18 protein-coding genes and 1 other RNA gene are annotated in these 22,022 nt (G+C 62.2%); 5 read left to right on the forward strand and 14 right to left on the reverse strand.

The features are described 5' to 3' along the window. Positions 1 to 128 precede the first annotated feature (128 nt). The 13 genes from rfaE1 to gyrA all read right to left on the reverse strand — a co-directional run bounded on the left by rfaE1 (position 129) and on the right by gyrA (position 15,054). Positions 129 to 1,004, reverse strand: coding sequence for a D-glycero-beta-D-manno-heptose-7-phosphate kinase (rfaE1, locus tag EYF70_RS21340; RefSeq protein ID WP_229420943.1), 876 nt, complete (start codon positions 1,002 to 1,004; stop codon positions 129 to 131). A gap of 183 nt (positions 1,005 to 1,187) precedes the next feature. Next, entirely contained in the window at positions 1,188 to 2,363 is a 1,176-nt protein-coding gene (gene lapB, locus EYF70_RS21345) for a lipopolysaccharide assembly protein LapB (protein WP_131147202.1), read from the reverse strand. A 48-nt stretch (positions 2,364 to 2,411) separates the two neighbouring features. Beyond that, positions 2,412 to 2,711 carry a lipopolysaccharide assembly protein LapA domain-containing protein gene (locus EYF70_RS21350; RefSeq protein ID WP_131147203.1) on the reverse strand — a complete coding sequence of 100 codons (300 nt, stop codon included), beginning with the start codon at positions 2,709 to 2,711 and terminating at the stop codon, positions 2,412 to 2,414. A 108-nt stretch (positions 2,712 to 2,819) separates the two neighbouring features. Next, positions 2,820 to 3,125, reverse strand: coding sequence for an integration host factor subunit beta (locus tag EYF70_RS21355; protein ID WP_130185742.1), 306 nt, complete (start codon positions 3,123 to 3,125; stop codon positions 2,820 to 2,822). Positions 3,126 to 3,181: 56 nt separating this feature from the next. Further along, complete coding sequence (gene rpsA, locus EYF70_RS21360) at positions 3,182 to 4,858, reverse strand: 30S ribosomal protein S1 (RefSeq protein WP_130185743.1); 1,677 nt, start codon at positions 4,856 to 4,858, stop codon at positions 3,182 to 3,184. A 169-nt stretch (positions 4,859 to 5,027) separates the two neighbouring features. Then, positions 5,028 to 5,696 carry a (d)CMP kinase gene (gene cmk, locus EYF70_RS21365; protein WP_131147204.1) on the reverse strand — a complete coding sequence of 223 codons (669 nt, stop codon included), beginning with the start codon at positions 5,694 to 5,696 and terminating at the stop codon, positions 5,028 to 5,030. Positions 5,697 to 5,912: 216 nt separating this feature from the next. Further along, entirely contained in the window at positions 5,913 to 7,265 is a 1,353-nt protein-coding gene (gene aroA / locus EYF70_RS21370) for a 3-phosphoshikimate 1-carboxyvinyltransferase (protein WP_131147205.1), read from the reverse strand. A 13-nt stretch (positions 7,266 to 7,278) separates the two neighbouring features. After that, a complete protein-coding gene (locus tag EYF70_RS21375) occupies positions 7,279 to 8,202 on the reverse strand; it encodes a prephenate dehydrogenase (RefSeq protein ID WP_174800422.1) in 924 nt (307 codons plus the stop codon). Then, positions 8,192 to 9,328, reverse strand: a complete 1,137-nt coding sequence (hisC, locus tag EYF70_RS21380; protein ID WP_131147206.1) for a histidinol-phosphate transaminase — start codon at positions 9,326 to 9,328, stop codon at positions 8,192 to 8,194. The genes EYF70_RS21375 and hisC overlap by 11 nt, the downstream gene beginning before the upstream one ends. Positions 9,329 to 9,355: 27 nt before the next feature. After that, positions 9,356 to 10,429, reverse strand: coding sequence for a prephenate dehydratase (pheA, locus tag EYF70_RS21385; RefSeq protein ID WP_131147207.1), 1,074 nt, complete (start codon positions 10,427 to 10,429; stop codon positions 9,356 to 9,358). A 147-nt stretch (positions 10,430 to 10,576) separates the two neighbouring features. Then, complete coding sequence (serC, locus tag EYF70_RS21390) at positions 10,577 to 11,665, reverse strand: 3-phosphoserine/phosphohydroxythreonine transaminase (RefSeq protein ID WP_131147208.1); 1,089 nt, start codon at positions 11,663 to 11,665, stop codon at positions 10,577 to 10,579. Positions 11,666 to 11,675: 10 nt separating this feature from the next. Then, complete coding sequence (locus tag EYF70_RS21395) at positions 11,676 to 12,257, reverse strand: DUF2059 domain-containing protein (RefSeq protein ID WP_131147209.1); 582 nt, start codon at positions 12,255 to 12,257, stop codon at positions 11,676 to 11,678. A gap of 85 nt (positions 12,258 to 12,342) precedes the next feature. Then, positions 12,343 to 15,054: a DNA gyrase subunit A gene (gyrA, locus tag EYF70_RS21400; RefSeq protein WP_131147210.1), complete on the reverse strand. Its 2,712-nt coding sequence runs from the start codon at positions 15,052 to 15,054 to the stop codon at positions 12,343 to 12,345. Between the two features lie 478 nt (positions 15,055 to 15,532). Here gyrA and ompA point away from each other — a divergent pair, with 478 nt between their 5' ends. The 5 genes from ompA to ssrA all read left to right on the forward strand — a co-directional run bounded on the left by ompA (position 15,533) and on the right by ssrA (position 19,556). After that, positions 15,533 to 16,246: an outer membrane protein OmpA gene (gene ompA / locus EYF70_RS21405; RefSeq protein ID WP_131147211.1), complete on the forward strand. Its 714-nt coding sequence runs from the start codon at positions 15,533 to 15,535 to the stop codon at positions 16,244 to 16,246. A gap of 246 nt (positions 16,247 to 16,492) precedes the next feature. Further along, positions 16,493 to 17,194, forward strand: coding sequence for a bifunctional 2-polyprenyl-6-hydroxyphenol methylase/3-demethylubiquinol 3-O-methyltransferase UbiG (gene ubiG / locus EYF70_RS21410; RefSeq protein WP_174800423.1), 702 nt, complete (start codon positions 16,493 to 16,495; stop codon positions 17,192 to 17,194). Positions 17,195 to 17,238: 44 nt separating this feature from the next. Then, entirely contained in the window at positions 17,239 to 17,928 is a 690-nt protein-coding gene (locus EYF70_RS21415) for an HAD family hydrolase (RefSeq protein ID WP_131147212.1), read from the forward strand. A 93-nt stretch (positions 17,929 to 18,021) separates the two neighbouring features. Further along, positions 18,022 to 18,993, forward strand: a complete 972-nt coding sequence (locus EYF70_RS21420; protein WP_131147213.1) for a hypothetical protein — start codon at positions 18,022 to 18,024, stop codon at positions 18,991 to 18,993. 202 nt (positions 18,994 to 19,195) lie between these two features. Further along, positions 19,196 to 19,556: a transfer-messenger RNA gene (gene ssrA, locus EYF70_RS21425) on the forward strand. A gap of 705 nt (positions 19,557 to 20,261) precedes the next feature. Here the strand turns inward: ssrA and EYF70_RS21430 are convergent. Further along, positions 20,262 to 21,455 (reverse strand): hypothetical protein, encoded by a 1,194-nt coding sequence (locus EYF70_RS21430; RefSeq protein WP_131147214.1) that lies wholly within the window; start codon positions 21,453 to 21,455, stop codon positions 20,262 to 20,264. Between the last annotated feature and the right edge of the window lie 567 nt (positions 21,456 to 22,022).

Raw genomic sequence — 22,022 nt, forward strand, 5'->3', positions numbered from 1 at the left:
GACGAAGCTGTCATGCCATCACTGTGCCGTGTTGCCTGCCCCGTGCGGGAGCGTTGCGACGGGCGCCGCCCAACGTGGACAAGCGCCGCGCCGGCGCGATAAGCGCTCGGGTACGACGGACGCTCACGTCAGCCGCCGAACAGTTCTTCGCGCGTGACGGTGGCGGTGCCCAGCTTGCCGACCACGATGCCGCCGGCGCGGTTCGCCGTCTGCACCGCTTCCTGCCAGCCGGCGCCGGCGCCCAGCATGGCGGCCATGGTGGCGATCACGGTGTCGCCCGCGCCGGACACGTCGAACACTTCGCGCGCATCGGCCGGGATGTGGAAGCGCTGGTCCTTCGTGTACAGCGTCATGCCCTCTTCCGAGCGGGTCAGCAGCAGCGCTTCCAGCAGCAGCGACTCGCGCAGGTTCTGCGCCTTGTCCGTCAGCTGTTCCTCGCTGTTCCAGCTGCCGACGATGCGTTTCAGCTCGCCCTTGTTCGGGGTCAGCACCGTGGCGCCCGTGTAGCGGGTGAAATCGTCGCCTTTCGGATCGACCATCACGATCTTGTCCGCCGCGCGGGCGGCCATGATCATGTCCGTCACGTTGACCAGGCTGCCCTTGGCGTAGTCGGACAGCACGATCACGTCGTGGTCCGGCAGCAGTGCGCGGTATTGCAGCAGCTTGTCGCGCAGGACCACGTCGCTGGGCGGCTCCTCGAAGTCGATGCGCAGCATCTGCTGCTGGCGGCCGATCACGCGCAGCTTGATGATCGTGGAAATCGCCTCGTCGCGCTTCAGGTAGCTGTGGATGCCGCCGCCGGCCAGCAGCCGTTCGACCTCGGTACCCGCTTCATCGGCGCCGACGACGCCCAGCAGGCCGGCGTGCGCGCCCAGCGCCGCGGCGTTGCGCGCCACGTTGGCCGCGCCGCCCAGCCGGGCTTCGCGCTTTTCAACGCGCACGATGGGCACCGGGGCTTCCGGCGAGATGCGGGCGACTTCGCCGAACCAGTAGCGGTCGAGCATGACGTCGCCGACCACGAGGAGGCGGACTTTGTCGAGGGCGGGGGCGGTGTAGGGGGTGAGGGTCAAGATCAAGTCCTTTAGTGTCGGTCGGCTGGAGCCACCCCAGGAGCAAAAGCCGGGGTCGGACCCGGCGGGTCCGACCCCTGTATTTGCCGCTGGGTTGCTTCATGCCCTCCCAACAAATTAATTCATCACATTCAATTCTTCGGTGCGGCGCGGCGGGTAGGTTTCCCAGCGGCTGCAACCCGGGCAATGCCAGTAGAACTGGCGCGCCTTGAAGCCGCAATGGCTGCACTGGTAGCGCGCCAGCTTCTGCGTGTAGCCGTGCACCAGGTTCTGCACCAGCGACAGCTCGGCCAGCACGGCCGGCGAGGCGTCCAGCATGCGCGCCTCGAGGAACTTGTCGAGGCCCAGCAAGGTGGGCGTGCGGCGCAGTTCGTCGCCGACCAGGTTGCGCGCCGCTTCCACGCCTTCCAGGTCGAGCACGGCCTTGAACACCACTTCGAGCAGGTCGATCGACGAAGCCTGCTGCAGGTAGGACTTCAGGAGCGACAGGCCCTCCGGCGCCCTTTCCACTTTCCTGTAGCCGTCCATGATGCGCTGGGCCACCAGCGCCACGTGCGGCACGCTTTGCTGTTCCACGCGGCGCCACATGGCCAGCGCGCCTTCCGCGTCGCCCTTGGCCATGTGCACGTCGCCGCACAGGATGGTGGCACGAACGCTGGTGCGGTCGGCGTGCAGCGCCTTGTCCAGCAGCGGCATCGCATCGTCCGGATGCATGTGCACCAGCGCATCCTGGGCCAGCTCGCAGTAGAACTGCGCGATTTCCTTCTGGCGCGAACCGGCACCGGCTTCCTGCAGGGCGATCGCCGCCTCGATGGCGCGCTGCCATTCCTTCTCGCGCTGGTAGATCTCCAGCAGTGCGCGGCGGCCCTGCACGGCGTATGACGTATCGAGCAGGCGCGTGTAGGTTTCCTCGGCGCGGTCCAGCAGGCCGGCCTTCAGGTAATCCTGGCCCAGTTCATATTCCGCGTGCGCGCGCTCGTCGGCCGGCAGGTCGGGGCGGGACAGCAGGTTCTGGTGGATGCGGATCGCCCGCTCGGTCTCGCCGCGGCGGCGGAACAGGTTGCCCAGCGCGAAATGCAGCTCGGTCGATTCCGGGTCCTGCTTGACGATGTCGATGAAGGAATCGACCGCCTTGTCCGGCTGGTCGTTCAGCAGGTAGTTCAAGCCCTTGAAATAGCCGCGCGGCAGCGTGCGCGATTCCGACACCAGTTGCCGGATGTCGACGCGCGCGGCAATCCAGCCCAGGCCGAAGAAGGCCGGGATGCCCAGTAACCACCAGAGTTCGAATTCCATGTGTGCGTGTTTGTTCTTATTGAAGTGGGGGCCGCGGCGGCGGCGGCGTTACTGCTGCGCGTTGACGTTGTCGGGCGCGCGGTTGACCTGCAGCGCGGCGCTTTGCAGCGTGAGGATCATGGTCTTTTGCCGCGTCGCTTCGCGGCGCTGGCGGACGATCGAGGGTGTCAGTGCAAGTACGCCGAGGGCGGCGCCGGCCGCGAAGAAGGCCAGCAGCACGAGCACCAGGGGGCCGCGCAATTCGTAGTTGAGGAACAGGTGCAGGTCGACTTCGTGGGTGTTTTTCAAGGCAAAGCCGAAGAACAGGATAAACAGCACTATGCCAACGACCGTGGAAATGATTTTCATGCTTTAGCGTTCCCGTTTTTCACTCATGCCGGACATTACAACTTTTCAGGCTAAAAAAAAAGGGCGGGCTTTCGCCCACCCCTTTTCGACCATCTGTAAGCGGAGACTTCAATCCTCGATGATCGGTTGCCCGACCATCGCGTCCACGCGCTCGCGCAACTGCTTGCCCGGCTTGAAGTGCGGTACCCGTTTTTCGGGCACCATCACCTTGTCGCCGGACTTCGGATTGCGGCCGATGCGCGGTGGCCGGCTGTTCAGGGCAAAGCTGCCGAAGCCCCGGATCTCGATGCGCTGGCCGGCCGACAAGGCACCGGTCATCGCGTCGAGAATGGTCTTCACGGCATACTCCGCATCCTTGGCCACCAGCTGCGAATAACGCTCAGCCAGGCGGTTGATCAGTTCGGACTTGGTCATCTGCGTTCCAGAAAGTCTGTTGGTTATTTACTGCTTGCTTCTTGCTTAGTTCTTGCTCAGTTCTTGTTATCGAACTTGGCCTTCAGCAGTGCGCCCAGGCTGGTGGTGCCCGATGCGGCGTTGCTGTCGGAAGCGATCTTCTGCATCTGCTCGGCGGTTTCAGCATTGTCCTTGGCCTTGATGGACAGCTGGATGCTGCGTGCCTTGCGGTCGATGTTGATGACCAGTGCTTCGACCTTGTCGCCAGCCTTCAGGTGCGTGCCGGCATCTTCCACGCGGTCGCGGGAGATTTCGGAAGCGCGCAGGTAGCCTTCGACTTCTTCGTTCAGCTGGATCACGGCGCCTTTCGGCTCCACCGATTTCACGGTGCCGGTTACCAGCGAACCCTTGTCGTTCAGGGCTGCGAAGTTGTTGAACGGGTCGCCTTCCAGCTGCTTCACGCCCAGGGAGACGCGCTCGCGCTCGACGTCGATCGCCAGAACCACGGCTTCCAGTTCGTCGCCCTTCTTGAACTTGCGCACGGCTTCTTCGCCGGACTCGGTCCAGGACAGGTCGGACAGGTGCACCAGGCCGTCGATGTTGCCAGCCAGGCCGATGAACACGCCGAAGTCGGTGATCGACTTGATCGCGCCACGGACTTTGTCGCCCTTCTTGTGGGTGACACCGAAGTCGTCCCAAGGATTGGCCTTGCACTGCTTCATGCCCAGCGAGATACGGCGACGCTCTTCGTCGATCTCCAGAACCATGACTTCGACTTCGTCGCCCAGCTGCACGACCTTGTTCGGGGCCACGTTCTTGTTGGTCCAGTCCATTTCGGACACGTGGACCAGGCCTTCGATGCCCTGTTCCACTTCCACGAACGCGCCGTAGTCGGTCAGGTTCGTGACTTTACCGAACAGGCGGGTGCCTTGCGGGTAACGACGCGACAGGCCGGTCCAAGGATCGTCGCCCAGCTGCTTCACGCCCAGCGAAACGCGGTTCTTTTCCTGGTCGTACTTCAGCACTTTCGCGGTGATTTCCTGGCCAACCGTCAGCACTTCCGACGGGTGACGCACGCGGCGCCATGCCAGGTCGGTGATGTGCAGCAGGCCGTCGATGCCGCCCAGGTCCACGAACGCGCCGTAGTCGGTGATGTTCTTCACGACGCCGGTCACGACCGTGCCTTCTTTCAGCGTTTCCATCAGCTTCTGGCGCTCTTCGCCCATCGATGCTTCGATGACGGCGCGGCGCGACAGGACGACGTTGTTACGCTTGCGGTCCAGCTTGATGACCTTGAATTCCAGGGTCTTGCCTTCGAACGGGGTGGTGTCCTTGACCGGACGGGTGTCGACCAGCGAACCCGGCAGGAAGGCACGGATGCCGTTGGTCAGAACGGTCAGGCCGCCCTTGACTTTGCCATTCACGGTACCGGTGACGATCTCGCCCGATTCCATGGCTTTTTCCAGTGCCAGCCACGATGCCAGGCGCTTGGCCTTGTCGCGCGACAGGATGGTATCGCCGAAACCATTTTCCAGCGATTCGATGGCCACGGAAACGAAGTCGCCTACTTTGACTTCCAGTTCGCCCTGGTCATTCTTGAATTCTTCAACGGGGATGAAAGCTTCCGATTTCAGGCCGGCGTTGACGATCACGAAGTTGTGATCCAGACGCACGACTTCAGCGGAGATCACTTCGCCAGAGCGCATGTCTTGACGCGACAGGGACTCTTCGAAGAGGGCTGCGAAACTTTCCATTTAAATATTCCAGGTTATCCAGTAAGGCTCGCAACATGCGACTTCAACTGGGTTAGGGGTTAAACACGCTGCGCACGGACAGAGCACGCCGCAGCTCCTGCTCTACAACATAGCTTGAAAGCCTTGCATGGCTTTAAACCCTTGCATGGCTTCATAGCCTTACTACTCGCTACCTCCCGGCGGCCGCATACCATCCCAGCACCTGTTCTACGGCGGTTTCCACCGTCATGTTCGAGGTATCGAGTACATGCGCCCCCTCTGCGGGGACGAGAGGTGCGATGGCCCGGTGCGTATCCCGGTCGTCGCGCGCTCGCAAATCCATCAGGAGGTCGTCCATATTAGCAGAAATTCCTTTGCCGATCAATTGCTTATAGCGGCGATCCGCGCGCGCTTCCACACTTGCGGTCAGGAACACTTTTAATTGCGCATGTGGAAAGATTACCGTGCCCATGTCGCGGCCATCAGCCACCAGGCCGGGCGCCTTGCGAAAGCTCAGCTGCAAGCCGTACAGCGCCTGGCGCACGGGGGGCAATGCGGCGATCTTCGATGCCGTATTGCCGACTTCTTCCGCTCGGATGGCGTCGCTCACGTTTTCGTTCGACAGGAAGATCGCGTCGCCCGAAAAGTGGATATGGAGGTGCTCGGCAAGTTTCGCAAGAGCATGTTCATCGGTCAGCGGCGTGCCGCGGCGCAGCGCCTGCAGCGCCGTCAGGCGGTACAGCGCACCGGAATCGAGCAGGTGGAAGCCGAGTTTGTCGGCGACCTTGTGGGCAACGGTCCCCTTGCCGGATGCGGTGGGGCCGTCGATCGTGATGACGGGGATGTGGGAGGTAGGCATGGGGCGGATTTTAACCCGGCGGCTGTGATAAGCAGAGCGTTGGTGGCGCCAAATCAACCCCAGAAGCAAACCCTGGGGTCAGGGTGGAGTGCTGGCCTGCATGCCAGCACCGTTCCGCAGGCGCGAAGCATTCTTCGCGAAACCCCTGCTTCACCCCGACGGGTCTGACCCCGGCAGTTGCCGCTGGGTTGAATTACGCCAACGGCTTGCTGGAGATTAGTACTTCGCGTCGTGCGCGATGCCGGCGAAGGCGGTGAAGTAGTCGGGGAAGGTCTTGGCCACGCACTTCGGATCGTTGATGCGCACGTCCGCGCCGCGCCGGGCGGCGCCATCCAGCGAAGCCAGCGAGAAGCACATCGCCATACGGTGATCGTCGTAGGTATCGATGGTGGCGGCGGACAGCACCTTCGGCGGCGTTACCTTCAGGTAGTCGGCGCCCTCTTCCACCTCGGCACCCAGCTTGCGCAGCTCGGTGGCCATGGCGGCGATGCGGTCGGTTTCCTTCACGCGCCAGCTGGCGATGTTGCGCAGCGTGCTGGTGCCTTCGGCGTACAGCGCAGCGATCGCGATCGTCATCGCGGCGTCCGGGATGTGGTTGAAGTCGGCGTCGATGGCCTTCAACGGGCCGGAGGATTTCGCTTCGATCCAGTTGTCGCCCATCGTGATCTGCGCGCCCATTTCCTGCAGCGCGTGCACGAAGCGCACGTCGCCCTGGATCGAATCGCGGCCCACGCCTTCCACGCGCACCGGGCCGCCGGCGATCGCGCCGGCCGCCATGAAGTACGACGCCGACGAGGCATCGCCTTCGACATGGATGTTGCCCGGGCTCTGGTAGCGCTGGCCGGACGAGATCGTGAACGACTGCCATTCGTCCTGCTCCACCGAGATGCCGAAGCGGCGCATCAGGTTCAGCGTGATCTCGATGTACGGCTTGGAAATGAGTTCGCCCTCGACCTCGATCGTCACCGCATGGGAATGCGCCATCAGCGGCGCCACCATCAGCAGCGCGGTGAGGAACTGGCTCGACACATTGCCGCGTACCGACAGCTTGTTCGTATTGAACTGGCCGTCGCGGATATGCAGCGGCGGGAAGCCGGCATTGCCGGTGTACTCGATGCTGGCGCCGACGGCGTTCAGCGCGTCGACCAGGTCGCCGATCGGGCGTTCGTGCATGCGCGGCACGCCGCTCACCTTGTAGTCGCCGCCGATCACGGCCAGCGCCGCCGTCAGCGGGCGGATCGCGGTGCCGGCATTGCCCATGAACAGATCGGCCTGGCGGTTCGGGAAGCTGCCGTTGGCGCCCTGCACGCGGTGGATCGTGCGCGCGGTGCCGTTGACAGCTTCCTGCGGCTCTTCCTTCCATTCCACGCCCAGCGTGCGCAGCGCGGCCAGCATCACCTGCGTGTCGTCGGAATCGAGCAGGTCGACGATCTTGGTTTCGCCTTCGGCCAGCGCGGCCAGCAGCAGGATGCGGTTGGAGATGCTTTTGGAGCCCGGCAGGCGGACCACGCCTTCCACGTGCATCACCGGCTTCAGGTCGATGAACGGCGGGTGATTCAATTCAGCCATGATAGAAATCCTTTTATTCTGCGGTGTCTTTTGGGGGCGGCGCTTCCGCCGCCTCGATCGCCTCGATCCAGCGCCGGCGCGCGCGCTGCGCGTTGCCGTACACGGCTTCGAGGGTGGCGCCGTCGCCTGCCGCCAGGCGTTCGCGCAGGTGCGTCAGTTGCGCCATGTAGGCGTCCAGTTCGGACAGCAGCGCGGCCTGGTTGGCCAGGCTGATGTCGCGCCACATTTCCGGCGACGAGCCGGCGATGCGGGTAAAGTCGCGGAAGCCGCTGGCGGCGTACTGGAACAGCAGGTCGGCGTGCGGCTTGCCGGCGATATCGTCGACCAGCGCGTAGGCCAGCAGGTGCGGCAGGTGGCTGACGGAAGCGAACACCTTGTCGTGCTCCTCCGGCGTCAGGCGATGGATGATCGCCCCGCAGGTCCGCCACGCATCGGTCACGCGTGCCACCGCTTCCGGTGCGTTCTCGGCCAGCGGCGCGACGACGAACTTCTTGCCGATGTACAGGTCGGCGATCGCCGCATCCGGGCCGTTGGTCTCGCGCCCGGCGATCGGGTGGCCCGGCACGAACTGGCCGATGCGATCACCCAGCACGGCGCGCGCCGCCGCCACGACATCGGCCTTGGTGCTGCCGCAATCGGTGACGATGGTCTGCGCGCCGAGATGCGGCAGCAGCCCTTCAAGGATGCGCGCGGTTTGCGCGACGGGCGTAGCCAGCACCACCAGATCGGCACTCCGGATGGCTGCCGCTTCCGCTGCCGCATCCGCTTGTGCTCCCACCACTGCCTCGTCGATGATGCCCAGCTCCAGCGCGCGCAGTGCCGATGCTTCGGAGCGGTCGATGCCGACCACGTGCCGCACGGCGCCGGCCGCCTTCAGGGCGCGCGCGAACGAGCCGCCGATCAGGCCGACGCCGTAGACGACGATCTTATTCAGCACGGTCGTCCGCCAGCGCCTTCTGCAAGGCGGCGATCAGCACGGCGTTTTCCTGCGGCAGGCCGATGGAAATGCGCAGCCACTCGGGCAGGCCGTAGTTGCCCACCGGGCGCACGATGACGCCCTGCTTCAGCAAGGCCAGGTTGACGCGGGCGCCGGCGGCCAGGTCGTCGCCGACCTTGACCAGCACGAAGTTGCCGTACGACGGCACGTACTGCAGGCCCATCGCCTCGAACGCCTCGACGAACTGCCGGTAGCCGGCGGCATTGTTGCGCGCACTCTTCTCCAGGAACTGCTTGTCGTTCAGGGCGGCGATCGCGGCGGCCTGCGCCAGCGAGTTGACGTTGAACGGCTGGCGGATGCGGTTCATCAGGTCCGTCAGCTGCGGCTGCGCCAGCGCGAAGCCGACGCGCAGCCCGGCCAGGCCATAGGCCTTGGAGAACGTACGGGAAACCAGCAGGTTCGGGTACTGGCGCACCCAGCTCGCCGATTCATACTGATTCTCTTCGGCCAGGAATTCGTTGTAGGCCTCGTCCAGCACGACCACCACGTTGGACGGCACCTTTTGCAAAAAGGCTTCGATCTCGGCGCCCGGCACGAAGGTGCCGGTAGGGTTGTTCGGGTTGGCGATGAAGACCAGGCGGGTGTCTTCCTCGATCGCGTCGAGCATGGCGTCCAGGTCGTGGCCATGGTCTTTCGCGGGCACCACGACATGGCGCGCGCCGACGCCCTGGGTGGCCAGCGCGTACACGGCGAACGAGTACTGGGCGTAGACGATCGACTGGCCCCGCTCCACGAACGCGTGGGCGGCGATTTCCAGGATGTCGTTGGAGCCGTTGCCCAGCGTGATCCACTCGGGCGGCACGTCGTAGCGCTGCGACAGGGCCTGCTTCAGTTCGAAGGCATTGGCATCGGGATAGCGGCCCAGGTCGCTTGCCGCCTTCGCCATGGCCTGTTGGGCCGATTCGGGCACGCCGAACGGGTTTTCATTGGATGCCAGCTTGACGATGTTTGCCTCGTCGAGGCCGAACTCGCGCGCCACTTCCGAGATGGGCTTGCCCGCCTGGTAGGGAGCGATCGCGCGGACATAATCGGGGCCAAAATGCGCTGGACCAAATTGCTTGGACATAAATTTTCTCTCTAGGGTTCAACTGCGTCAGTTCAGGCTGGTCGGGTAAGAGCCCAGCACCTTGAAAAAGGCGGCGTTCCCCTTGAGTTCGGCGAGCGCCTGCGTCACGGCCTGGTTCTGGACGTGGCCTTCGATGTCGACATAAAAATAGTACTCCCACGTGCCCACGCGCGCGGGACGGGATTCGAAGCGCGTCATCGACACGCCGTGCTTGGCCAGCGGCGCCAGCAGCTGGTACACGGCGCCGGCCTTGTTCGGCACGGCCAGCACCAGCGAGGTGCGGTCGCTGCCGGACGGCCCCGGCTGCAGCTGGCCGACGATGACGAAGCGGGTGCGGTTGTGCGGATCGTCCTGGATGTGGCTGTTGACGATGCCCAGGTTGTACTGGGTGCCGGCGATCTCGCTGGCGATCGCGGCCACCGAAGGATCGAGGCTGGCCAGCCGCGCCGCTTCGGCGTTCGACGCGACGGCGCGCCGCTCCACGTGCGGATAATGCTCGTTGAGCCAGACCTGGCATTGGGCCAGCGCCTGCGAATGGGCGCAGATCGCCGTCACGCCGCCCATCGTGCCCGTCTTGCTCATCAGGCTGTGGTGCACGGCGATCGCCACTTCGCCGCTGATGATCAGCGGTGTCTGCAGCAGCAGGTCGAGGGTGCGGTTGATGGCGCCTTCGGACGAGTTTTCGACCGGCACCACGCCGAACTCGGCGGTACCGGCCTCGGTGGCGCGGAACACTTCATCGATGGAAGCGCACGGCATGCCCTCGACGGCATGGCCGAACTGCTGGTAGACCGCCTGTTCGCTGAACGTGCCGGACGGGCCCAGGTAGGCGACGGTCACGCGCTTTTCCAGCGCGCGGCAGGCCGACATGATCTCGCGGAAGATCGTTTGCGCCTCGGTATCGCCGATCGGGCCGGGATTGCGCTCGGCCACGCTGCGCAGCACCTGGGCTTCGCGCTCGGGGCGGAACACCGGGGCGTTGGTTTCGGCTTTCACATGCCCCACTTCCTGCGCGACCTTGGCGCGCTGGTTCAGCAGGGACAGGATTTGCGCGTCGATCGCATCGATCTGGTCGCGCAAGGGTTTCAGTTTGTCTGTCATGGTTTTGCTTGGGATCTGGTAGCGAAACGATTGCTCATGCATACCCCCGAGGCAGATGCCGGGGTCGGACCCGGCGGGTCCGACCCCAGGGTTACGCCCTTGGGGCTAACGCAGCCGGTAGTCCCGCTGCGTCATCGATTGCAGGAACTACCGCTTTGCAAACTCGTTCAGATAATCGACCAGCGCCTGGACGCCTTCGATCGGCATCGCATTGTAGATCGATGCGCGCAATCCACCGACGGACTTGTGGCCCTTCAGCTGCAGCAGCCCGCGCGCCTTCGCGCCGGCCAGGAATGCCTCGTACTGCGATTCGTCGCGCAGGTAGAACGGTACGTTCATGCGCGAGCGGTATTGGGGGGCGACGCGATTCTGGTAGAAGTCGTCCGCATCCAGTGCCGCGTACAGCAGCCTGGCTTTCTCGATATTGCGCTGTTCCATCGCCGCCACGCCGCCGTTCTTCTTCAGCCACTGGAACACCAGGCCGGCGATGTAGATGCCGTACGTGGGCGGCGTGTTGTACATGGATTCGTTGTCGGCCACGTTCTTGAAATCGAACGCGGACGGGCACGCCGGCAGCGCATGGCCGATCAGGTCGTCACGCACGATAACGACGGTGACGCCGGCCGGGCCGATGTTCTTTTGCGCGCCGCCGAAGATCAGGCCGTATTTCGACACGTCGACCTGGCGCGACAGGATGTGCGACGACATGTCGGCCACGATCGGCACGCCGGCCGGCACCTCGGGCGCAAAGTCGATCTCGACACCGTCGATGGTCTCGTTGGTGCACAGGTGCAGGTAGGCCGCATCCGGCGTCAGCTTCCATTCCGACTGGGGCGGCACCACCGTATAGCGGCTGGCTTCGGCCGATGCCGCCACGTTGACCTTGGCGTAGCGCGCGGCTTCCTTGATCGACTTGCCGGACCACGAACCCGTGTGGACGAAGTCGATGGTGGCGCCCGGGCCCTTCCTGCCGACCAGGTTCATCGGGATGATCGCGTTCTGCGACAAACCGCCACCCTGCATGAACAGGATGCGGTAATTGTCCGGCACGGCCAGCAGCTCGCGCAGGTCGCTCTCGGCCTGGCGGTAGATCGAAATGAACTCGGGACCGCGGTGGCTCATCTCCATCACGGACATCCCGCTGCCGTGCCAGTCCAGCATCTCGGCGGCGGCCTGCTGCAGCACCTCTTTCGGCAGTACGGCCGGGCCGGCGGAGAAGTTGTAGATGGTCGTCACGCGCGGCTCCTTATTTCTTCGATTGCTGCTGGTTGAGCTGCTGCTGGTTGAGTTCCTGCATCAGCTTGTTGATGCGGGGACCGATGACGCGCTGGCCCACCTGCATGCCCTCGCCCATCAGCTGCGGCATCACCTGCAGCGATTTCTTGCCGATCGGCGTGCGGTAGAACGTGGCCAGCTGCTTCATCTCGTCGGCCGTGAAGTAGCGCGCGTACAGCGGCACCACTTCGGCCATCATCTCGTCGGCCAGCTTGGGATCTTCCAGCACTTTTTTGACGGCGTTCACGGCCTGCGGCACCATCTTGTCGAGCTCGGCCAGCTTGTCGGCCTTTTCCTTCTCCGACAACTTGGGGTTGTTGCGGATCGAACCTTCCGCGCCCGAGCGCATCATGGCCGGCATGTTGTTGGTCATCTGCTTCATGGCCGCTGCCGTGGTGGCGCGGTAATTCATCGCATCCAGCAGTTCGCGCGCAGCGGCGGCGGCCTTGGGGTCCGGCGCCGGTGCCTGGGTGGTGAGCGGTGCCGGCGCGTTCTGGGCGAAGGCGCCGGCGCAGGCCAGCGATACGAGCAGGGTTGCAGCGATTTTTTTCATGTTCAGGGCATCCGTTCAGTGGGACCAGTGGGACAAAAAACCGCGGGCCCGGTCCGGTGGTTCGGACGGGGCCCGCGGGCTGTACTTACTCTGCTGATGGGTCTGCGTCAGATGAATCAGCGGCTGGCGAATCGCCGGCTGGCGAATCGCCAGCCGCGGCCTCCGGCGCCGAATCGGCCACGGCACCGGCCGCGGCCTCCGCCAGGGCATCCACCTCGTCGGCATCCGCCTCGACGATGCGCTGCAGGCCCGACAGGTGCGTGCCATCCTCGACGGCGATCAGCGTCACGCCCTGGGTGGCGCGGCCCATCTCGCGGATCTCGGAAACGCGCGTGCGGATCAGCACGCCGCCGGTCGTGATCAGCATGATCTCGTCGCTCGGATCGACCAGCGTGGCGGCCACGACTTTACCGTTGCGCTCGGTGGTCTGGATCGCGATCATGCCCTTCGTGCCACGGCCGTGGCGCGTGTACTCGGTGATCGGCGTGCGCTTGCCGTAGCCATTCTCGGTGGCCGTCAGCACGGTCTGCTGCTCGTTCTCGGCCACCAGCAGCGCGATCACGTTCTGGCCTTCGTCCAGGTTCATACCGCGCACGCCGCGCGCCGTGCGGCCCATCGGGCGCACGTCGTTCTCGTCGAAGCGCACCGCCTTGCCGGCATCGGAGAACAGCATCACGTCGTGCTTGCCGTCGGTCAGCGCGGCGCCGATCAGGAAGTCGCCCTCGTCCAGGTCCACGGCGATGATGCCGGCCTTGCGCGGGTTGCTGAAATCCTTCAGCGGCGTCTTCTTCACGGTGCCCAGGCTGGTGGACATGAACACGTAGTGATCTTCCGGGAAGGTGCGGTTTTCGCCGGACAACGGCAGCACCACGGTGATCTTTTCATTGTCCTGGAGCGGGAACATGTTGACGATCGGCTTGCCGCGCGAATTGCGAGAGCCTTGCGGCACTTCCCACACCTTCAGCCAGTACATCCGGCCGCGGTTCGAGAAGCACAGGATGTAGTCGTGCGTGTTGGCGATGAACAGCTGGTCGATCCAGTCCTCGTCCTTGGTGGCCATGGCCTGCTTGCCGCGGCCGCCGCGCTTCTGGGCGCGGTACTCGGAGATCGGCTGCGCCTTCATGTAGCCCATGTGCGACAGCGTGACCACCATGTCCTGCGGCGTGATCAGGTCTTCCGTTTCCAGGTCGGTGGCGTTGTGCTCGATCGTCGAGCGGCGCACGTCCTTCGCGCCGTATTCGGTGACGGCGGCGGTCAGCTCGTCGCTGATGATCGCCGTCACGCGGGCCGGCTTGGCCAGGATGTCCAGCAGATCGGCGATCTGCGCCATCACGTCCTTGTATTCGTTGACGATCTTGTCCTGTTCCAGGCCGGTCAGGCGCTGCAGGCGCATCTGCAGGATTTCCTGCGCCTGGTCGTCGGACAGCTTGTACAGGCCATCGGCCTGCATGCCGTAGTGCTTCGGCAGGTGCTCGGGGCGGAACGCATTGATGTCGACGATGCCGCCGTCGCCCGTGCGGGCCAGCATTTCGCGCACCAGGGACGAATCCCATGCGCGCGCCATCAGCTCCGTCTTCGCCAGCGGCGGCGTGGGCGCGGCCTTGATGATGGCGATGAAGTCGTCGATATTGGCCAGCGCCACGGCCAGGCCTTCCAGCACGTGGCCGCGCTCGCGCGCCTTGCGCAGCTCGAACACGGTGCGGCGCGTGACCACTTCGCGGCGGTGCGACAGGAACACCGACAGCAGGTCCTTCAGGTTCATCAGCTTGGGCTGGTTGTCCACCAGCGCCACCATGTTCATGCCGAAGGTGTCCTGCAACTGGGTCTGCTTGTACAGGTTGTTCAGCACCACTTCCGGCACTTCGCCCCGCTTCAGCTCGATCACCACGCGCATGCCCGACTTGTCGGACTCGTCACGGATGTCGGAAATGCCTTCCAGCTTCTTGTCGCGCACGTTCTCGGCGATACGCTCGAGCAGCGACTTCTTGTTGACCTGGTACGGCAGCTCGTCGACGATGATCGCCATGCGGCCGCCGTCCTTGCCGTATTCCTCGAAGTGGGTCTTGGCGCGCATGACGACGCGGCCGCGGCCCGTGCGGTAGCCGTCGCGCACGCCGGATACGCCATAGATCGTGCCGCCGGTCGGGAAGTCCGGCGCCGGGATCAGCTCGATCAACTCGTCCACCGTGCAATCCGGATTGGCCAGCACGTGCAGCGCACCGCTGATCACTTCGGCCAGGTTATGCGGCGGGATGTTGGTGGCCATGCCGACCGCGATGCCGGACGAGCCGTTGATCAGCAGGTTCGGCACGCGCGTCGGCAGCACCGTCGGTTCTTTTTCCTTGCCGTCGTAGTTCGGCTGGAAATCGACGGTTTCCTTGTCGATGTCGGCCAGCAGTTCGCCGGCGATCTTGTCGAGGCGGCACTCGGTGTAACGCATGGCCGCCGCGGCATCGCCGTCGATCGAGCCGAAGTTACCCTGGCCATCCACCAGCGTGTAGCGCAGCGAGAAGTCCTGTGCCATCCGCACCAGCGTGTCGTAGATCGACGCATCGCCGTGCGGGTGGTATTTACCCATCGTGTCACCCACCACGCGGGCGCACTTCACGTACGGCCGGTTGTAGTGGTAATTGCTTTCGTGCATGGAGAACAGCACACGACGGTGTACCGGCTTCAGGCCATCGCGTGCATCCGGCAAGGCCCGGCCCACGATCACGCTCATGGCGTAATCGAGGTAGCTCTTGCGCATCTCTTCTTCGAGGGAAATAGGGATTGTTTCTTTTGCGAATTGATCCATTGGCGGGTCGATCTTCTCTGACGTTGGTTCAGGCTGCTTGGGACCGCAGACAATCGTGGGATTTTACCATGCGGCCATGTACCCCGGCCGATCCGCAACTTTCCTCTCAGCCACTGCGCGCCACGTCCGCCGGGGACGGTGCAGAATCGACATGTAATCGTGCCGACATATTCACGCCTTATCATCGCCGCTCAACGCCATGGCCGTTGCAACAACACAACATTTTGGTCGAATGCGACAGGCGGCCGGGTCCGAGCGCGATTCGTGCGATGCCAGCGCGTATGGCAAAATGACGGAAATACAAACTTGGCTGAATCGCAAATCGGCAGTCACCTCCCCGCGCCTCATCGGATATCGCCGGGGTCGGGGACCCAATACCGAGCCACATGTTAGTATTCGCGCCGCTCGCACTTTAGCAATATGCAACGTACGTCGCGCGGCGCAGGCTGCCGATAACACACCGAAAGGAAACAAAAACATGAAAAAATTGATCTCCAGCATCTTCGCAGCGTCGGCCGTCCTTGCTGGCACCGCAGTCGCGCAAGACAAGCCGACCGCGCCGCCTTTCGCGCCCGTGACCCAGGATATCCAGGCGCCGAAGCCGAAGAGCGCCTACGTGCAGGACCAGCGCGGCGTGATCGCCCGCAACCCGTTCGGCCTGTGCTGGCGCACCGGCTACTGGACGCCGGCCGACGCGGTGCCAGGCTGCGACCTGCCGATCTGCGTGGAACCCGAGCGCCTGGAAAACGGCAAGTGCGTGGCACCGCCGCCGCCGGCCGCTCCGGCACCGGCCCCTGCCCCGGCACCTGCCCCAGCCGCGGCACCGGTGCCGACGTCTGAAAAAGTCAGCTACAACGCCGATGCGTTCTTCGACTTCGACAAGGCCGTGCTGAAGCCGGAAGGCAAGCAGGCGCTGGACGAGCTGTCGGGCAAGCTGGGCGGCATCAACGTGGAAGTCGTGATCGCCGTCGGCCACACCGACTCCGTGGGCACCGATGCCTACAACGAGAAGCTGGCCGTGCGCCGCGCCGAATCCGTGAAGGCATACCTGCTGTCGAAGGGCGTCGACGCGAACCGCGTGTACACCGAAGGCAAGGGCGAGAAGCAGCCGGTCGCCGACAACAAGACCGCCGAAGGCCGCGCGAAGAACCGCCGCGTGGAAATCGAAGTCGTCGGTACCCGCAACAAGTAATTCCGGCTCACGCCACAAAATCCCGCTTCGGCGGGATTTTTTTTGCCCATCCCACAGCCGCGCCTGCTGGTAGCTCACAACACTGGGGGCGCGGCAGGGGTTTCCTGGAGCCTGCTCCAGGCCTGCCAAGCGGTACTGGCATGCATGCCAGTACTCCTTTCTGTCCCCGATTTTTGGCAACATTTCCGAGAGCACATTTTCCAGCTGTGCTTTGGCTGCTGGCAAATACCCGTTATGATTCGCGTCATGAACGCAAACGCCGACCCACTTGAATTGCAAAAATTCAGCGAGCTGGCCCACCGCTGGTGGGACCCGACGTCTGAATTCCGTCCCCTGCACGACATCAATCCGCTGCGCCTGGAATGGATCAACGCGCGCGCCCCGCTGGCGGGCAAGAACGTGATCGACATCGGCTGCGGCGGCGGCATCCTGTCCGAATCGATGGCGAAGAAGGGTGCCACCGTGACGGGCATCGACCTGTCGAAGCGCGCCCTGAAGGTGGCCGACCTGCACAGCCTGGAATCGGGCGTGCCAGTGCGCTACAAGCTGATCGCCGCCGAGGACATGGCAGCCGAGGAAGCGGGCCAGTACGACGTGGTGACCTGCATGGAAATGCTCGAGCACGTGCCGGATCCGGCCGCGATCGTGCGCGCCGCCGCCACGCTGGTGAAGCCGGGCGGCCACGTGTTCTTTTCCACGCTGAACCGCAATCCGAAGTCTTACCTGTTCGCGGTGATCGGCGCCGAATACGTGCTGCGCATGCTGCCGAAGGGCACGCATACCTACGAAAAATTCATCACGCCGGCCGAGCTGTCGCAATATGTGCGCAGCGCCGGCCTGCAGGTGGAAAGCCTGAAGGGGCTGGGCTACAACCCGCTGACCAAGTTTTATTCGCTGAACAACGACACCAGTGTGAACTACATGATGTCGTGCACTCGCCCTGAATGACCCCGGGCGGCCGCCCGGCCGCCCTTAATTGAACGACTCCGACCATGAGCTTCACGACCGCCCCGCGCGCCATCCTGTTCGACCTCGACGGCACCCTTGCCGATACCGCCCCCGACCTGGCGGCCGCCGTCAACCGGCTGCGCACCGACCGCGGCCTGGCGCCCACGCCGTACGACATCCTGCGCCCCACCGCATCGCACGGCGCGCGTGGCATGATCGGCGCCGCCTTCGGGTTGCAGCCGGAAGATGAAGGCTTCGTGGCGCTGCGCGATGAATTCTTCAGCTACTACGAAAACGCGATGATGGTGCACAGCTCGCTGTTCCCCGGCGTCGGCACCCTGCTTGCCGGCCTCGCGGACGCCGGCCTGGCATGGGGCATCGTCACCAACAAGTCGGCCCGTTTCACCGATCCGCTGATGCCGATGATCGGCCTCGATCACGCCGCCTGCGTCATTTCGGGCGACACGACGCCGCATGCGAAACCGCACCCTGCCCCACTGCTGGAAGCGGCGCGCCGCATCGGCGTGGCGCCTGAACAATGCTGGTACGTGGGCGACGACCTGCGCGACATCCAGGGCGGCCGCGCCGCCGGCATGACGACGGTGGCGTGCCAATGGGGCTATTGTGGCGCATCGGAACCGGCCAGCTGGGAAGCGGACCACCTGGTCGATACGCCGGAAGCACTGCTGGCACTCGTGCTGGCGTCCGTTGGCGGCGTAACGCTGGCGGCTTGATCACCCAATTCAAGTTGCCCTAAGTTAAGTAATCGTCGTACCATAGAGGTAACACGTATTAATTAACCAGCAACTTTCACCGGGGAGGCAGCAATGCCTGGCGAAAACGCGACCGAACCGTCTCATATTCCGCGCAGCAGTGCGCCGCAAGTCTGGACAGCCACGGTAGCAGAGACGAAATTCTATTGGTATGACCTGCTGGTGGACGGCAGTCCGCTGCCGGACTTCCGCGACCCTGTCGGCCGCTACCTGCGCCGCATGCAGTTCGCCATCGACGGCACGATGGAAAAGCGCCTGCTGTACTTCCTCGTCGCCCGCCCGCGCCTGCGCTTCGACTTGCAGCGCAGCGTCAGCTGGAGCTTTTTCTCGCTGAAGCTGACCATTCCCGTGCTGATCGGCGCGGAAGAGCGCAAGAGTACGATCACCATCGACCTCGACGTTCCCTTCGAAGCCACCTACAAGAAACCGCTCGTGCAGGTGCAGGACAAGTTCCTGCTGCTGAACTGGGGTGCGCTGGTGGAAACGCTCAGCATCCACGACCTGGTGCAGCGCTACGATACGGGGCTGGCGTTTCCCGGCACCGTGCTCTACGTGGGCCAGACGCACGATCCCGCCGGCCGCCTGGCCAAGGGCCATCACATGGCGGTGAACCGGGCACGCGACGCTGGCATGGTGGAAAGCGACATGTTCCTGCTGATCCAGCGTTTCGACGTGAAGGTGGAGACGGCCGCGACCGACCTTTCCGAAGAAGCATCGATGCGCACCCACGTGGATCTGCTGGAAGGCGCCCTGATCGGCTATTTCGAGGGCCCCACGTCGCGGTTGCGCAGCGAGATCGAACTGGGCAACCGGCGCGATCACCTGGCCGAGCTGCAATACACGTATTTCCTGACGAAGCTGACGGTCGACCTGGGCTTCCAGGGTGCCGACGGGTTCTACGACCTCGAATCCCCCCAGGCCGGCCGCTCGCGCCGCCACCTGTTCGAGTGCTCGTTCACGGCCGGCGCTCCTGTCATCCAGCGGCTGGCCGACAACGCTCGGCCTTTGCCTGCCCTGCGCGCCTGATCCGGGCTTCGCCCGCACTCGGTCGGTGCTGAGGCGACACCCAGGCAGCGCTCGCAGGACGCTCAGCAGGCACTCGGGCGGCGCTTGCTCGACACTCGATCAACCACTTAACCGGTGCTTAAATGGCGCCGTAACCTGCACAGCCGCGCTGCATTCGCATGCACTGGCCGCCGCTTTGGGGTACAATGCTCTTTCCTTCTGTGGGGACGACCTGGCTTCGACGTGGGTTGCAAAGCAGAACAGGGCATACCGAGGGCTGGTCACCTCGTAAATACATCCAGAAACAAACTAACTGCAAACGATAACTCGTACGCACTGGCAGCTTAATCGCTGTTAGCTCCACAACACCTCGCCTCTGGGGTGGGCCGTTAAAAGCTGTGGAGTCATTTACAGAGGCTAGGACTCAACCGGGTTACTTGGTTGCTTCCGAAATTTAAGGTAACTCGCTTGAACAAAGGGTGCACGTCCCCGTTGTTCCGGTTAAATTAATTGATAGTGCTAAGTATGTAGAACTGTCTGTGGAGTGCTTGCGGACGCGGGTTCGATTCCCGCCGTCTCCACCACCGAACAAAAGAAAACGGCCCAAGCTTGCTTGGGCCGTTTTCTTTTGTTCTCTGGTTCCGACTCCGGGTATTGATTCCGCGTCCGTCTCCGACGGACGCGGGGGATTTGCGGGGTTTCGGCGAGCACCGCTCGCTGCCGCAAATCCGACCCGCGCCTACCAGCGCGGGGCTCTCCGATTCGCCCATTCACGACCTCGCTCCGCGAGGTCGCTACCGCCCGGCGGGCTTGCTTGTGCCCTCTTCATTTGTTCTCTGGTTCCGCAAACCCCTGCCTTTGGCCGGATGCCTATCCTGCATGTTCAAGTACCGCTCCAAGTTGATCCGGATTCCGTTGGAGCGCTGGCAAGACCGCGGCGCCGACTAACCGGCTTTGTCGAGGGGGCGAATTGCCGCGCGCATTAGTCACATCACTAATAGGAAGCTCACGTTCGGCATCGGTACGGTATCGACCTCGGACCCCAACTACGCGGATTACTTGGCCCATATAGTGCAACGCTGGAATGTGTCCCCAGGAGTGGTGTATGAGATGGCGTCCCCAGGAGTGGTGTACGAGAAGTGATTCTCAAGGGGCTGGGTCCCCGATCAGTTAATCACGGCGGAGAGCCTTGCGGGCTGACTGTAGCTCAAGGACGCGTGTCCCAGCCATAGCGGAATTGGAGCATTCACTCAGCATCAAATCGATACTAAACGTGACGACCTGAGGTTTTAAGTAGAATAGGAGTCTTGCTTTATAGCCCCCCCAAACCCGACCTTAAAATCGGCCAAATGGTCGGGAAACAGTACGCTTATCCCTCCTGTTTTCGAATTCCATCCCAGCTCCCGTTTTTGTGCCACATATTTTATAGTCTTTTGAACCTCAGGCTGAAGACATGAGGTAATATATTCTATAAACGATTGAACCACCTCAACTTCTTTTTCAAGCCGATGTAGCCCGACAGCATCTATTTCAACTCCGACGGTTCTTTTCCACATACTCCGGTATTCGCTAAAAATGGGAACCTTTCCGTTGAAATAAACGTCATTGAACTTTAGCTTTTCCAAAACAACGTTCCCGTGCAGAAGGTCGTTTCGTTCATTCACAAGACTGTGATATGCCTTACACTGTGAAGTTGTGTAGTCGATGGGCTTCTCGAAGCCGACGCAAGTCATGTGTAAGCTTTTCACCCTAATATCAATTGGCTGCCGAAGCGTATTCTCTCGAAGTCTATTATCGGTTTTTAGCTCAGCTCGCATTAAAACGAAAAGCAAGAAATTTACGTAGGCCTCAGCCATAACTGGCAGCATGGACCTGACTCCGAAACAAAGACCTAAGCCCTTGCTGTAGCGGCCAAGAGCCTCCCCCCAACTCTCTTTAAATGCCTCCTCATCATCCGCAAAATCGGGCAAACTTTGCGTTTCAGGCTGTAGATCCAATTTACGAATCTCGCTCAGCATCTGTTCAACCGAACGGCTTAAGCGTTGATATGGATTTACAAATTCAGCCCATTTTTCAAGGGACTTTCTCGCCTCTGACATTTCTCTGCCATGATTCTTGAAGTCATCCTTGATGAGCTTAACTAGTTCATGGCAATCTTCCTTTTCAAGTGAAAAATCGCCAGAAACCCAAATCTCTGTTCGAAAGTTGGTTCCAAGAAAATTGATATGCCCAGTTGGGTGATCCAGCATCCAGTCCCAATGTATAAGATTGTCTGAATCATCGTTCCGGAAAAAATTTTGTGGGCCGTTTGGTCTCCCGAATTTTACTGACAAGTAGCAATATAAATCTACGGGCAAAATCTCATTTGTCAAAGACCATACCGCTTTATTCGGTTTCCGTTCTTTTTCCTTCAGCAAGCGTTCAAAAATTTTCTTGGGGTGTGGAGCGCTGAGGAGGCCAATAAGATCTAATGGTAGTGGCATAGAGGTGTTCAATTTCTTGGATTATATAGATGTAGCACAGTCAACAATGGTTGGATACACAGATTGCAGAAGTAGCACTTTATCTTAAGGAATTCTTGAAAGCAATCTTTGTAGTTGAATTACGACGATTGTCCGCTCCTTGCTTTGTTATTTCCACATGACAACAAATCGGAGAGGCTTTAGTCACGCTATTTTGAGTAATCCGCACCGCGTTACGCGCGCACGCTGCTATCCGAAAACCTAACACCTGTATACGCCGTGTACATGTTCTTGATCGTTAGAGAAGCAAATGGGTCAAAATGAGCTGCCGGGAGGTGAAAACAACAGCTCAAAAAGTCGGCAAAAGAAACAGTCCTTCACACGTCCTCCTATTCAGGATCGGCGCAGCACCCGCTTATTTGTCGGCTTGCAACATGAGGCGCCAATGGCTTAGCGCGGGAAGCGTCGCAGCCGTCGAAAGCTGGCGTTACAAATACAAGGTCCTAGCTATAAGTACTACGCTCGAGAGCTACTGTCCATCAATTTTGGCTGGCTAGCCATCAAATAGGTTAACAATTCTTTGCTGAG

Source organism: Pseudoduganella albidiflava (genome assembly GCF_004322755.1).
Classification (GTDB): domain Bacteria; phylum Pseudomonadota; class Gammaproteobacteria; order Burkholderiales; family Burkholderiaceae_D; genus Rugamonas; species Rugamonas albidiflava.